This window comes from Mesorhizobium sp. M7A.F.Ca.CA.004.04.2.1, from assembly GCF_004022825.1.
Classification (GTDB): domain Bacteria; phylum Pseudomonadota; class Alphaproteobacteria; order Rhizobiales; family Rhizobiaceae; genus Mesorhizobium.
Map to the genome: position 1 here is coordinate 1 of NZ_RZPH01000061.1, position 12,096 is coordinate 12,096.

Consider the following 12,096-nt stretch of genomic DNA (forward strand, 5'->3'; position numbering starts at 1 on the left):
GTTCTACTTCGATGACAGCGACCTCTCCTACGAGGCCGAGGACGCCGTTATTCGCCGCGCGGAGAAGCATTTCGAAGGACTGCCGCTGCCGGTCGAGGTGCGCACTCAGGCGCGGGGGCATCTTTGGTATCCGCAGAAGTTCGGGTGGCCTTGCCCGCGCTATTCGAACGCCAGCGATCCCGTCTGCTATTTCGCGTCGAAGACGCACGCCGTCGGGGTTCGATACGATGCTGACGGGCAGCTGGTGTTGGTGGCGCCGTTCGGGCTGGATGATGTTTTTTCGTTCCGCATCACACCGAACCGGGTGATGGACAATCAGAAGACGCATGAGGCGAAGGGCAGACGCGCCCAGGAGTATTGGCCGGAGATCACTGTCGTGCCTTGGTAGGAAATGTCGGCAGGGCAGAGGGCGCGCTTCACGCCAGCGTCTCCCACCTTTTGCACCGCGCTGCGTACGAAAAGGGGGCGCCCGGCGCCCCTTTCGCTTACTCGCAGTTTTTACCCATTCACCAGCGCCAGCAACTCCTCAGTATAGCGCTTGCCCATAACCTTGTTGGGCGACAGCGCGTCACCAATAGCCTGCACCTCGGCCGCGCTTAGCTCGATGTCCGCCGCCGCCGTGTTCTGCTCCAGATGGCGTATCTTGCGCGCGCCGGGGATCGGTACGATGAAATCGCCCTGGTGCAGCACCCAGGCCAGCGCCAGCTGTGCCGAGGTCACGCCCTTTTCAACAGCCAGCTTTTCCAAGGTGGCGATGACAGCGGCGTTGGCTTCCATCGCCTCGGCCTGGAAGCGCGGCAAGGTCCGGCGCCAGTCGCCGTCGCTCAAGGCCTCGGGCTTGGCGATCGTGCCGGTCAGCAGCCCACGGCCGAGCGGGCTATAGGGAACGAAGCCGATGCCGAGCTCGCGGCAGACGGCGAACACCTCGTCTTCCGGGTCGCGGCTCCACAGCGAATATTCGCTCTGCACGGCCGATGCCGGATGCACGGCATGGGCCCGGCGAATGGTCGCGGCACTCGCCTCGGACAGGCCAAGCGCGCGCACCTTGCCCTCGCGCACCAGTTCGGCCATGGCGCCGACCGTATCCTCGATTGGCACGTTGGGGTCGACACGGTGCTGGTAGTAGAGGTCGATCACATCGGTGCCCAGCCGTTTCAGCGAGGCCTCGGCGACCGCTTTGACGTGCTCGGGGCGGCTGTCGACGCCCGCCATGCGGTCGAGGCCTGTACCTTCCTCCAGAATCCGGAAGCCGAATTTTGTCGCGATCGTCAGATGATCACGCACCGGCTTCAGCGCCTTGCCGAGCAGAATCTCGTTCTCGAAGGGGCCATAGACCTCCGCCGTGTCGAAGAAGTTGACGCCGATATCGACGGCGCGGTGCAGCGTGGCGATCGCATCGGCTTCCGCTTGGCCGCCATAGGCGAAGCTCATGCCCATGCAGCCGAGGCCGACGGGGTAGACGTTCAATTCAGTTCCTAGCTTGCGGGTTTGCATAACGCGTCTCCTTGTTGCGATGTGGGAGAAATAGCGCCTTGCCTTGTGTTCGATAATCGGCTTCCATCCGCACGGGCTGTACTAAAAGATAGATCAATGAATCGCGCGCATCTTTCCCAATTGGCCGTGCTGGCAACTGTCGCTCAATGCGGCAGCTTTCGGGGCGCCGCCAGGGAATTGGCCATCGCGCCTTCGGCTGTCAGCCACGCGGTATCCAGCCTGGAGGCGCGGCTTGGCGTTCGGCTGCTGGCGCGCAGCACACGCAGCGTCGCGCCGACCGAAGAAGGTGCGCAGTTGCTGGAGCGGTTGCGGCCGGCGCTGTCGGAGATCGACCTGGCGCTGGAGACGGCAATCGAGACGCGCGACCGGCCGGCCGGCAATCTGCGCCTGACCGTGCCGCGCACGGCAGCGCATTTGGCGCTGACGCCACGGCTGGGCGCCTTTGCGTCGGCCTATCCCGACATCGTGCTGGAGATCGTCATCGAGGACCGCTTCACCGACGTGGTGGAAGGCGGCTTCGATGCTGGCGTCCGGCTTGGCGAGAGCCTGCAGCGCGACATGATCGCGGTGCGCATCGGGCCGGACCTTCGCGGCGCGGTGGTCGGCGCCCCGGTCTATTTCGAGGTCAACCCCAAGCCGCGCCACCCGCGCGACCTGGCCGGCCACCGCTGCATCCGCTTCCGCTTCTCCAGCGGCATCCTCTACCGCTGGGAGTTCGAGAAAGGCCGCGAGACGATCGAGATGGCGGTGGAGGGACCGCTGATCCTCGACGAGGACCATCTGATCGCCCAGGCGGCGGTCGACGGCGCCGGGCTCGCCTTCGTCTTTGAGGACTATGTCCGCGCACCGCTCGCCGACGGCAGGCTGATCCGCGTGCTGGAGGACTGGTGCCCGCCCTTCGACGGCTTCTTTGTCTATTATCCGAGCCGCCGTCAGATGCGGCCAGCGCTCAGGGCCTTTGTCGATTTCTTCAAGGTGAGTGGATAAAGCGGGCTCGCCCCCCCTTGGTGGAAGATAACCGGCATCGCGGTCGTTCACCAACGATGCAAACATCGATCACCAACAGCACCACCCGCTATGGCTGGGGCGCGATCATTCTTCACTGGCTGATTGCGCTGATCTTCATCGGCCAGTTCGCTCTCGGCTTCGTCATGGTGCGGGTGACCAGCCAGCGCACCGCCTTCGAACTGATCCAGCTGCACAAATCCTTCGGCTTCCTGCTGCTCGGCCTGATCATCCTGCGCATCGTCTGGCGCTACGGCAATACAACGCCGGCGCTGCCGCGCTCGGTCGGGACTTTGGAACGTCGGGCGGCACCGTTGGCCCATTTTGCGCTCTACGCGTTCCAGCTTGCCTTGCCCTTGTCCGGGTGGGCGCTCGTGTCGGTCTCGATGCTGGAGATACCCAGCCTGCCGTTCAACCTGTTCGTCATGCCGAACCTGCCGCTGGCCGAATCGGATGGTGCCGAAAGCTTCTGGGCGGCGGCGCATTGGTATCTTGCCTATGCCGGCATGGCGCTTGTGGCTCTCCACGTTGCGGCGGCACTGCGGCATCATTTCCAGCTCAGGGATGGCGTGCTCATGCGCATGATCACGCCTTCGTCAGATCCGGAATAGAGCGAGCGGTTCATTCGTTCATGGAGTGAGGGCGCAGGAATGCGCTGCCTCCAACAAGGAACATCCCCATGTACACGCGCATCCTCGGATTTGCGGCGGTCGCCGCTTGCCTCGCCATGCCTGTTTCAGCGGCCGTCGCGCTTGGTGACGCCGCCGGCAGCTATTCGATCAGCCCGGCCAACTCCAGCATCCGCTTCTCCATCGGCAAGGTCGGCGGCGGCGGCCTGAATGGCGCCTTCGCCCGCTTCAAGGGCTCGATCCGCATCGACAACAGCGATGTCGGGCACTCGCAGGTCAATTTCACCATCTTTCCCGAAAGCGTTGGCACCGGCCAGAGCCGTATCGATGCCTTCCTGCGCTCCGACGCGGTGTTCGATGCCGCCAACAACCCGGAGATCCAGTTCCGCTCTACCAGCGTGACCCGAACCAGCGACACCACGGCCCTCGTCAGCGGCCGGCTGACGGCGCGCGGCAAGACGTTTCCGGAAAAGTTCATGGCCGAGCTTGGCGGTCTCAAGGCCGGGACGATCAAATTCCATGTCACCGGCAAGGTGCTGAGGTCGCGCTACGGCATGGATGTCGGCACGCCAATCTATTCCAACATCGTCGACTTCGACATGACGCTGACCGGCAAAAGGGGCTGACCCTCGTCATTGGCTTTTCCGGCGATTTCGGGCAAACCTCGTTGCCTGTAATTGTGATGGAGAAGCCTGATGTTCCGATGGGGTGTGTTGTCGACGGCCAAGATCGGCCGCGAGCATTTGTTGCCGGCGATGGTCGAGGCGGAGAACGGCGTGCTGTCGGCGATCGCCAGCCGTGACCTGTCGAAGGCCAAGGCGCTGGCCGAGCGCTTCGGCGCGCGCCATACCTTCGGCTCCTATGAGGAACTGCTTGCCTCCGACGAGGTCGATGGCGTCTACATCCCGTTGCCGACCTCGCAGCATGTCGAATGGGCGGCCAAGGCCATCGAAGCCGGCAAGCACGTGCTGGTCGAAAAGCCGCTGGCGCTCGACGCCAAGGACATCCTGCCGCTGATCAAGCTGCGCGACCAGAAAAAGGTGCTGGTCTGCGAGGCCTTCATGGTCATCTACCACCCGCAATGGATCAAGGTACGCGACCTCATCGCCAGCGGCGCCATCGGCCGGCTGCGCCATGTGCAGGGTGCCTTCTCCTACTACAATGTCGACCCCAGCAACATGCGCAACCAGCTCGATCTCGGCGGTGGGGCGCTGCCCGACATCGGCGTCTACCCGACCGTGTCGACGCGCTTTTCGACCGGCAAGGAGCCGCTGCGCGTGCAGGCGACGATCGAGCGCGACAAGACATTCGGCACCGACATCTACTCCTCGATCCGCGCCGATTTCGGCGACTTCGAGCTGTCGTTCTATCTGTCGACGCAGATGGCGGCGCGCCAGGTGATGGTGTTCCACGGCGAGAAGGGTTTCATCGAGCTGTTCTCGCCCTTCAATGCCGGGCTCTACGACCACCACCGCGTCGAACTGCACAACCAGAACCACACCGAGACGCAAGTGTTCCGCTTTCCCGGCACGCAGCAATACCGGCTGGAGGTCGAGACCTTCGCGCGTGCGGCACAGGGCGGCAAGGAGCGCGTCTTCACGCTGGAGGAATCCGTGCTCAACCAGAAAGTCATCGATGCCATCTTCCGCGCCGGCGGCAAAGAAGGCTGGGAGACAGTCTGACCCCTTGCATTGAAGTAGCCGGCTAATTCTGGGAGGAAAGATGGCTGACGATGCGGACGTGATCATTGTCGGCGCCGGTCTTGCAGGGCTGGTTGCCGCCGCCGAGCTTGCCGAGGCCGGCAAGAAAATCATCATTGTCGACCAGGAGCCGGAGCAGTCGCTGGGCGGTCAGGCGTTCTGGTCGTTCGGCGGCCTTTTCCTCGTCAATTCGCCCGAGCAGCGGCGCATGCGCATCCGCGATTCGCATGACCTGGCGTTGGAAGACTGGCTGGGCACCGCGGCTTTCGATCGGCCGGAGGATTTCTGGCCGCGCAAATGGGCGGAAGCCTATGTCGGTTTCGCCGCCGGCGAGAAACGCTCCTGGCTGATGCAGCGCGGCCTGAAATTCTTTCCTGTGGTCGGCTGGGCCGAGCGGGGCGGCGGCAATGCAATCGGCCACGGCAATTCGGTGCCGCGCTTTCACATTACCTGGGGCACCGGCCCCGGTGTGCTCGAACCGTTCGCCCAGCGCGTGCGCGAGGCCCAAAAGCGCGGATTGATCAGTTTCAAATTCCGCCACCGCGTCAATGAACTGACGCGGACGGGTGCTGTTGTGACAGGTGTGCGTGGCGACATCCTGCAGCCCAGCGATGTCGAGCGCGGCCACAAGAGTTCGCGCGAAATATCAGGCGATTTCGAGCTTCACGCGCAAGCGGTGATCGTCGCCTCCGGCGGCATCGGCGCCAACCATCAACTGGTGCGGGAGAATTGGCCCAAACGGCTGGGCGCCGCACCGAAGCGCATGATCACCGGCGTGCCCGATCATGTCGACGGCCGCATGCTGGCGATCACGGAACGGGCCGGCGGTTCGATCATCAACCGTGACCGCATGTGGCACTATGTCGAGGGCATCAAGAATTGGGCGCCGGTCTGGACCGATCATGCGATCCGCATCCTGCCCGGCCCGTCATCGCTGTGGCTCGATGCGCGCGGCAAGCGCCTGCCGATGCCGCTCTATCCCGGTTTCGACACGCTGGGCACGCTCTCCCACATCATGAGCACCGGCTTCGATTATTCCTGGTTCATCCTGACCAAAAAGATCATCCAGAAGGAGTTCGCGCTGTCGGGCTCCGAGCAGAACCCCGATTTGACCGGCAAGAGCTGGCGCCAGGTGCTCGGCCGCGCCACATCGGGCATTCCGGGCCCGGTCAAGGCGTTCATGGAGAAGGGCGAGGATTTCATCGTCGAGGCCGACTTGCCGACGCTGGTCGCGCGCATGAACGCGCTGGCCGGCGGCGAGCCGCTTCTTGAGGTAGCCCAGGTCGAGCGCGAAATGCGCGCCCGCGACCGGCAGCTCAACAACCCGTTCTCCAAGGACATGCAAATCACCGCTCTGCGCGGGGCGCGCGCCTATCTCGGCGACCGGCTGATCCGCACGGCCAAGCCGCACAAGATGCTCGATCCGGCAAACGGCCCGCTGATAGCGGTGCGCCTCAACATCCTGACCCGCAAGACGCTGGGCGGCCTGCAGACCGATCTCGACAGCCGCGTGCTGGGTGCCGATGGCCAGCCTGTTGCGGGACTCTACGCCGTCGGCGAAGCCGCCGGTTTTGGCGGCGGCGGTGTGCATGGTTATGCGGCGCTTGAGGGCACCTTCCTCGGCGGCTGCATCTTTTCCGGCCGCAGCGCCGGTCGTGCGGCGGCCGCTTCGGTGGGATGAGCCGGGGCCGGTCGGTCCTCAGAGTCCAGCCGCGATCACCAGCGCCAATCGCCCTGTCCAAGCGCGGTCACCGCATCGACGATCCGGGTGAAGCTTGCGCGGGCGCGGCCGACCGTGTGCCGGCCTCGGAGATAACCATGCACCAGCCCCGTTTCCTCGAACCAGGTTGCGCGTCCGCCCGCCGCCACGACCAGGTCGTGATAGCTCTCGCCATCCGACGACAGCGGGTCGCACTCGGCGGTGATCAGTACTGTCGGCGGCAGGTTGGAGAAGTCGGTGTCGGCGAGCGGCGACAGCGTGATGTCCCCGGTCCTATCCACGCCGCTGGTGCGGATGTGCTTGTAGAATTCGAGATCGCGCACGGTCAGCATCGGCGCTTCGGCGTGCTTGACATAGGAGCCTTTCGCGCGGTCTCCGCCGAGGCCGGGATAGATCAGCACCTGGCCAAACGGCCTTTTCGAACGGTCACGCGTGGCGTGACTGACGGCGGCGCAGAGATTGCCGCCGGCGCTGTCGCCGCACAGCACGATAGAATGATCGCGATTGGCGGCGGCCCATTCGAAGGCGCTCATCGCATCGTCGAAGGCCGCCGGATGCAGATGCTCCGGCGCCAGCCGATAATCGACCGAGACCACCTCATAGCCGGTGCGGGCACAGAGCTCGGCGCAGACATCGTCGTGGCTGTCCAGCCCACCGAGGATGAAGCCGCCGCCATGGACATAGAGCACCGTCACCGCAGCTTTGTGTGTGCTTCGGTAGGTGCGGATCGGGATGTCGTGCGTGGGCGTCGCAATGGCTGAGGTTTCGACCGCCACGCCTTCGGGATAGCCGGCAAAGAATTCGCGGCACATGCGGTCATAGATCCCGCGCTGCTGCGCGATCGTGTAGTCGATCGTGTCGGGCGGATAGTAAGAATTGGTCCGCTCTATGAACGCCCAGGTCTCGGCGTCGATGAGGGTTTTGTAATCGGTCATGGGTGCTGGAAAGGCGCCCAAGGCTGAGCCAGGGCGCCCCCCTCTGTCCTGCCGGACATCTCCCCCTCAAGGGGGGAGATCGGATGTTGCGAAAACTTTCGCCAACCTTCTGCGTCGCAAGAAGAGTGCAGAGATCGAAGCTGCCAATCTCCCCCCTTGAGGGGGAGATGGCCGGCAGGCCAGAGGGGGGTAAGCGCCATCGTTCCGGCGGTATCCACTACTTCCCCTTCCAAACCGGCTCACGCTTCTCCGCAAAAGCGCGAAAACCCTCCATGCCATCCTCGGAGCCGTAGAGGGCATCGACCGTCGGCAGCTGGCGGCGGGTCACCTTGTTCATGGCGTCCTGGAAGGTCAGCGCCTCGGCCACACGCGCGGTCTCCTTGATCGCTGCAAAGACCAGCGGCGGGCCGCCTGCGAGCAGCCGGGCGATCTCCCAGACACGGTCCTCGAGCTTCTCCTTGGGCAGCACTTCGTTGACCAGGCCCCAGCGATGCGCCTCGGCCACATCCATCCAGCGGCCGGTCAGCAGAAGGTCCATGGCGACATGGTAGGGGATGCGCTTCGGCAGTTTGATCGTTGCCGCGTCGGCCAGCGTGCCGGCGCGGATTTCGGGGAGCGCGAAGGAGGAATGATCGGAGGCATAGATGAGGTCGCAGGACAGCGCCAGCTCGAAGCCGCCGCCGACCGCCATGCCGTTGACGCAAGCGATCACCGGCTTGTTGAGGTCGCGCAATTCTTGCAGCCCGGCAAAGCCGCCGACGCCATAGTCGCCATCGACGGCATCGCCGCCGGCAGCGGCTTTGAGGTCCCAGCCGGCACAGAAGAACTTGTCGCCGGCGGTCTTGACGATGGCGACGCGCAATTCCGGATCGTCTCGGAATGCCTTGAAGGTCTCACCCATCAGCCGAGAGGTCTTCAGGTCGATGGCGTTGGCTTTGGGCCGGTCGAGGGTGACCTCGAGGATGGTGCCCTCGCGGCGGGTCGAAATGACGTCAGACATTCTTGTTCTCTCCCAGCACCAGCAGTGCGTCGGCGATCCAGGCGCCCTTGCCTTCGCTGCAGACGATCAGCGGGTTGATGTCGAGTTCCTCGATCTCACCGGCATTCTGCTGCACGAAGGCGGCAATGCCCGAAATGGCATCGATGGCAGCCGCGACATCGGCTTTTGGCCGGCCGCGATAGCCCTCGAGCAGCGGGAACAGTTTCAGGCCGCGCAGCGCCGCCTCGATATCGTCGCGCGTCGCCGGCAGCATCAGCGTGACGCTGTCGCGCAACAATTCGACCAGCACGCCGCCGGTGCCCAAGGTCATCACCGCACCGAACATCGGGTCGCGGGTGAAGCCGACGATGAGCTCGGCGACACCGTCGCGCACCATGCGCTCGACATAGAGCCCGGTGCCGAGCGGCAAGAGGTCATGCGCCGCGGTGCTGACGGATTCGGCATCCCTGAGGTTGAGCCTGACGGCGCCAACTTCGGATTTGTGGCTGACGCCGAGCGCCTTCAGTGCGACGGGAAAGCCGAGCGCCATCGACGAAATCACCGCCTCGACCGCATTGGCGGCCCGTTCGCCTTTCGGCACCGGCAGGCCGGCCTTGATCAGCCGCGATTTTGCTTCGGCCTCGTCGGGCGTGACATGGTCGCCACCAGGCGCACCGGCAGCAGAAGTGTCGATCGGCTGCGCCTGCGGTTCGGCCCAAGCCCAGCCGATGAAGGCCGCCGCCCCGGCGGCATCCATGGCTTCCGAAATGCCGAACAACGGCACCATGCCGCGCGCCATCAGTTCGGCGGTGTACTCCTCCGGCAGGTTTTCCGGCAGCGACGAGACGATCGCGCCATGCGCCTTGTTGGTCTTCAGCGCCGATTCGAAGGCGCGCAGCGTCGCCCACCAATCGGTGACCGAACAACGATCAGGTCGCGGAAAATCCAGCACCAGCATGTTGGGTCGAAGCCGCCCGACACCATTGCGGTGAAGGTGGCGGTCATCGCCGGCTCGTTGTTCCAGATGAAGGTGTGATAGTCCAAGGGATTGGCGACCGCGACCAGCGGCCCGAGCGTCGATTTGACATGGGCGCGGTGGCTGTCGGTCAGCACAGGGAAATTGACCCAGCGCCCTTCGGCGCTGTCGGCCATGACAGAGGCCTCGCCGCCGGAGCAGCTCATCGACGACAGCCTATAGCCGGGCAAAGGTCCGGTGATGTGCAGCAGCTTCAGCGCTTCGATGAAGGCGGGAATCGAATCGACACGCGCAATGCCGAGCCGCCGCAGGAACGCACCCGAGGCCGCATCCGAGCCGGCCAGCGACGCGGTATGCGAGACGGTCGCCTGCCTGGCCTGTTCGGAACGGCCGACCTTCATGGCGATGATCGGCTTTTTCAGCTCGCGCGCCCGTGCTGCCAGCCGCTCGAAGCCGGCTACCGAATCGAAAGCCTCGATGTGCAGGCCGAGCGACGTGACCCGCTCGTCCTCGATCAGGCCAAGCGCCATTTCGGACAGCCCGGTCTGCGCCTGGTTTCCGGCGGTCATCAGGAAAGCGATCGGCAGGCCGCGCCTTTGCATCGTCATGTTGATGGCGATGTTGGAGGACTGGGTGATGATGGCGACGCCCTTGCCGCCCTCGGCCAGTCTTATGCCGCCATGCTGGTCGGGCCACAGCAGCGCGCCGTCGGCATAATTGATCAGGCCGTAGCAATTCGGCCCGATGATCGGCATCGAGCCGGCTGCCGCAACCAGCTCGGCCTGCAGCCGCTCGCCGTCGTCGTCGTAGGCCTCGGTCTCAAGGAAGCCGGCGGCAAAGCAGACGGCGCCGCCGGCGCCGCGCTCGGCCAGCGCCTTGATCACCTCGATGGTCAAATGCCGGTTGACGCCGACAAAGGCGGCGTCCGGCGCGTCAGGCAAATCGGCGACCGAACGATAGGCCTTGCGGCCCGCGACCTCGTCCTTGGTCGGATGCACCGGCCAGATCTCGCCGGCAAAGCCCATCTTGATCGATTGCGCGACGACGGCCGCGGCCTGCGCACCGCCGAAGACGGCGATCGATTTCGGCCGCAGGAGACGCTCAAGTTTATGCATATGTTATGCCCCGAACGGACGCAGCAGCGCCCTTGAAATAATGTGGCGCTGGATCTCTGACGTGCCTTCCCAGATGCGCTCGACGCGCGCGTCGCGCCAGATGCGCTCCAGTGGCAAATCGTCCATCAGTCCCATGCCGCCATGAATCTGGATCGCCTCATCGGCAACGTATGCAAGCATCTCGGTGGCCTTCAGCTTGGCCATGGCCATGTCCTGATCGGTGACAGTGCCCTGATCGTACTTCCAGCCGGCTTCGAACACCATCAGGTCGGCGGCCTTCAATTCGGTCGCCATGTCGGCAAGCTTGAACGACACGCCCTGGAACTTGCCGATCTGCTGGCCGAACTGCTGGCGCTGCGCGGCATACTCGATGGCATGGCCAAGCGCCCGCTCGGCGCGGCCGAGGCAGGTGGCGCCGACCTGCAGCCGGGTGGCGCCGAGCCATGAATTGGCGACGTCGAACCCCTTGTGGACTTCGCCCAACACTTGGGCGGCGGGAAGCCGGCAATCGTCGAATTCGAGGATGGCGTTGGTGTAGCCGCGATGCGAGACGTTGCGGTAGCCATCGCGGACGGTGAAGCCCTTCGTCCCTTTGTCGACGAAGAATGCGGTGATCTTCTTGCGTTTGCCGCGCGGCGAATCCTCTTCGCCGGAAGCCATGAAAACGATGGCAAAGTCGGCGAGGTCGGCGTGGGAGATAAAATGCTTGGTGCCGTTGAGTACCCAGTCGTCGCCGTCCTGTACCGCCGTCGCCTTCATGCCGCGCAAATCGGAGCCTGCGCCCGGCTCGGTCATCGCCAGACAGTCCCATTTCTCGCCGCGGATGCAGGGGAACAGGTACTTTTCGCGCTGCTCCGGCGTGCCGGCCAAAAGGATGTTGGAGGGCCGCGCCACGCAGGTCCAGTGCAGCGCGTAATTGGCGCGGCCAAGCTCCTTTTCGTAGAGCAGCCAAGTCACCGTATCGAGGCCAGCACCGCCGACATCGGCCGGCATGTTGGCGGCATAGAGCCCGGCTTCGATCGCCTTGACCTTGATCTCCTCGATCAGGTCGCGGCGCAGCACGCCGGTGCGCTCGACCTCGCGCTCATGCGGGTAAAGCTCGTTCTCGACGAACGCACGCGTCGTCTCGACGATGAGCCTCTGTTCCTCCGACAGCCCGAAATCCATGCTCTCAGCCTTTCTTCTTGCCGGGCTTTTTCTTCGGCTTTTCGGCTTTCTTGACCGGTTTCAAGGCTTTGGCCTTCTCGGCAGCCTTGGAGGCCGTGGGCTTCTTCGCCGCCAGCTTGGCCAGCTGCCTGGTATAGTCCTTGTGCAGGGCGCCGGCGCCCCAGCCCTTGCCTTTGTTCTGCTTCGACAGCGCATCCATGATGGCGACCAGATTGTCGTCGCGGATTTTTTCCAGCTCGCGGATCGACAGCCCATGCGCCTGGTCGTCCGACTGCGTGGCGATCAGGTCGACCAGTTCGTCGTTGAACTCCGGCACATCCATCAGCTTGGTCCATGGCCATTTCAGGCAGGGCCCGAACTGCGCCATGAAGTGGCG

General features: G+C 64.3%; 10 protein-coding genes and 2 pseudogenes. 6 read left to right on the forward strand and 6 right to left on the reverse strand.

Annotated elements, in window-relative coordinates; genetic code table 11:
* Positions 1-388 (forward strand): nucleotidyltransferase family protein (locus EN893_RS04870; protein WP_164900719.1); only part of this gene is annotated, 388 nt, incomplete at its 5' end.
* Between the two features lie 110 nt (positions 389-498).
* Here EN893_RS04870 and EN893_RS04875 read toward each other — a convergent pair.
* A complete protein-coding gene (locus EN893_RS04875; protein WP_127266810.1) occupies positions 499-1,494 on the reverse strand; it encodes an aldo/keto reductase in 996 nt (331 codons plus the stop codon).
* Between the two features lie 96 nt (positions 1,495-1,590).
* On the opposite strand from EN893_RS04875, the gene EN893_RS04880 reads away from it, so the two are divergent.
* The 5 genes from EN893_RS04880 (at position 1,591) to EN893_RS04900 (ending at position 6,509) form a co-directional block, all read left to right on the forward strand.
* Positions 1,591-2,481, forward strand: a complete 891-nt coding sequence (locus EN893_RS04880; protein ID WP_127266811.1) for a LysR family transcriptional regulator — start codon at positions 1,591-1,593, stop codon at positions 2,479-2,481.
* A gap of 56 nt (positions 2,482-2,537) precedes the next feature.
* Positions 2,538-3,110 (forward strand): cytochrome b, encoded by a 573-nt coding sequence (locus EN893_RS04885; RefSeq protein WP_127266812.1) that lies wholly within the window; start codon positions 2,538-2,540, stop codon positions 3,108-3,110.
* A 68-nt stretch (positions 3,111-3,178) separates the two neighbouring features.
* Positions 3,179-3,754, forward strand: coding sequence for a YceI family protein (locus EN893_RS04890; RefSeq protein ID WP_127266813.1), 576 nt, complete (start codon positions 3,179-3,181; stop codon positions 3,752-3,754).
* Between the two features lie 69 nt (positions 3,755-3,823).
* Positions 3,824-4,810 carry a Gfo/Idh/MocA family oxidoreductase gene (locus EN893_RS04895; RefSeq protein ID WP_127266814.1) on the forward strand — a complete coding sequence of 329 codons (987 nt, stop codon included), beginning with the start codon at positions 3,824-3,826 and terminating at the stop codon, positions 4,808-4,810.
* Positions 4,811-4,850: 40 nt separating this feature from the next.
* A complete protein-coding gene (locus EN893_RS04900; RefSeq protein ID WP_127270179.1) occupies positions 4,851-6,509 on the forward strand; it encodes an FAD-binding dehydrogenase in 1,659 nt (552 codons plus the stop codon).
* Between the two features lie 35 nt (positions 6,510-6,544).
* Here the strand turns inward: EN893_RS04900 and EN893_RS04905 are convergent, their stop codons facing one another.
* The 5 genes and pseudogenes from EN893_RS04905 to EN893_RS04930 form a co-directional block, all read right to left on the reverse strand.
* The gene (locus EN893_RS04905; RefSeq protein WP_127270026.1) at positions 6,545-7,483 is read right to left on the reverse strand and encodes an alpha/beta hydrolase; all 939 of its coding nucleotides are present in this window, start codon (positions 7,481-7,483) and stop codon (positions 6,545-6,547) included.
* A 217-nt stretch (positions 7,484-7,700) separates the two neighbouring features.
* The gene (locus EN893_RS04915; protein WP_127270028.1) at positions 7,701-8,483 is read right to left on the reverse strand and encodes a carnitinyl-CoA dehydratase; all 783 of its coding nucleotides are present in this window, start codon (positions 8,481-8,483) and stop codon (positions 7,701-7,703) included.
* Positions 8,476-10,553, reverse strand: a pseudogene (locus EN893_RS04920) (acetate--CoA ligase family protein). Before EN893_RS04920 ends, EN893_RS04915 begins: the two are co-directional and overlap by 8 nt.
* Before the next feature lie 3 nt (positions 10,554-10,556).
* On the reverse strand, positions 10,557-11,720 hold the full coding sequence (locus EN893_RS04925; protein WP_127269386.1) for an acyl-CoA dehydrogenase: 1,164 nt from the start codon (positions 11,718-11,720) through the stop codon (positions 10,557-10,559).
* A 4-nt stretch (positions 11,721-11,724) separates the two neighbouring features.
* Positions 11,725-12,096: pseudogene (locus EN893_RS04930) on the reverse strand (L-carnitine dehydrogenase); the annotation flags it as partial.

What these genes read in the sequence shown, in the direction of transcription:
- EN893_RS04875 (WP_127266810.1), bottom strand. Translation starts at nt 1,494, where the DNA reads ATGCAAACCCGCAAGCTAGGAACTGAATTGAACGTCTACCCCGTCGGC.
- EN893_RS04880 (WP_127266811.1), top strand. Translation starts at nt 1,591, where the DNA reads ATGAATCGCGCGCATCTTTCCCAATTGGCCGTGCTGGCAACTGTCGCT.
- EN893_RS04885 (WP_127266812.1), top strand. Translation starts at nt 2,538, where the DNA reads ATGCAAACATCGATCACCAACAGCACCACCCGCTATGGCTGGGGCGCG.
- EN893_RS04890 (WP_127266813.1), top strand. Translation starts at nt 3,179, where the DNA reads ATGTACACGCGCATCCTCGGATTTGCGGCGGTCGCCGCTTGCCTCGCC.
- EN893_RS04895 (WP_127266814.1), top strand. Translation starts at nt 3,824, where the DNA reads ATGTTCCGATGGGGTGTGTTGTCGACGGCCAAGATCGGCCGCGAGCAT.
- EN893_RS04900 (WP_127270179.1), top strand. Translation starts at nt 4,851, where the DNA reads ATGGCTGACGATGCGGACGTGATCATTGTCGGCGCCGGTCTTGCAGGG.
- EN893_RS04905 (WP_127270026.1), bottom strand. Translation starts at nt 7,483, where the DNA reads ATGACCGATTACAAAACCCTCATCGACGCCGAGACCTGGGCGTTCATA.
- EN893_RS04915 (WP_127270028.1), bottom strand. Translation starts at nt 8,483, where the DNA reads ATGTCTGACGTCATTTCGACCCGCCGCGAGGGCACCATCCTCGAGGTC.
- EN893_RS04925 (WP_127269386.1), bottom strand. Translation starts at nt 11,720, where the DNA reads ATGGATTTCGGGCTGTCGGAGGAACAGAGGCTCATCGTCGAGACGACG.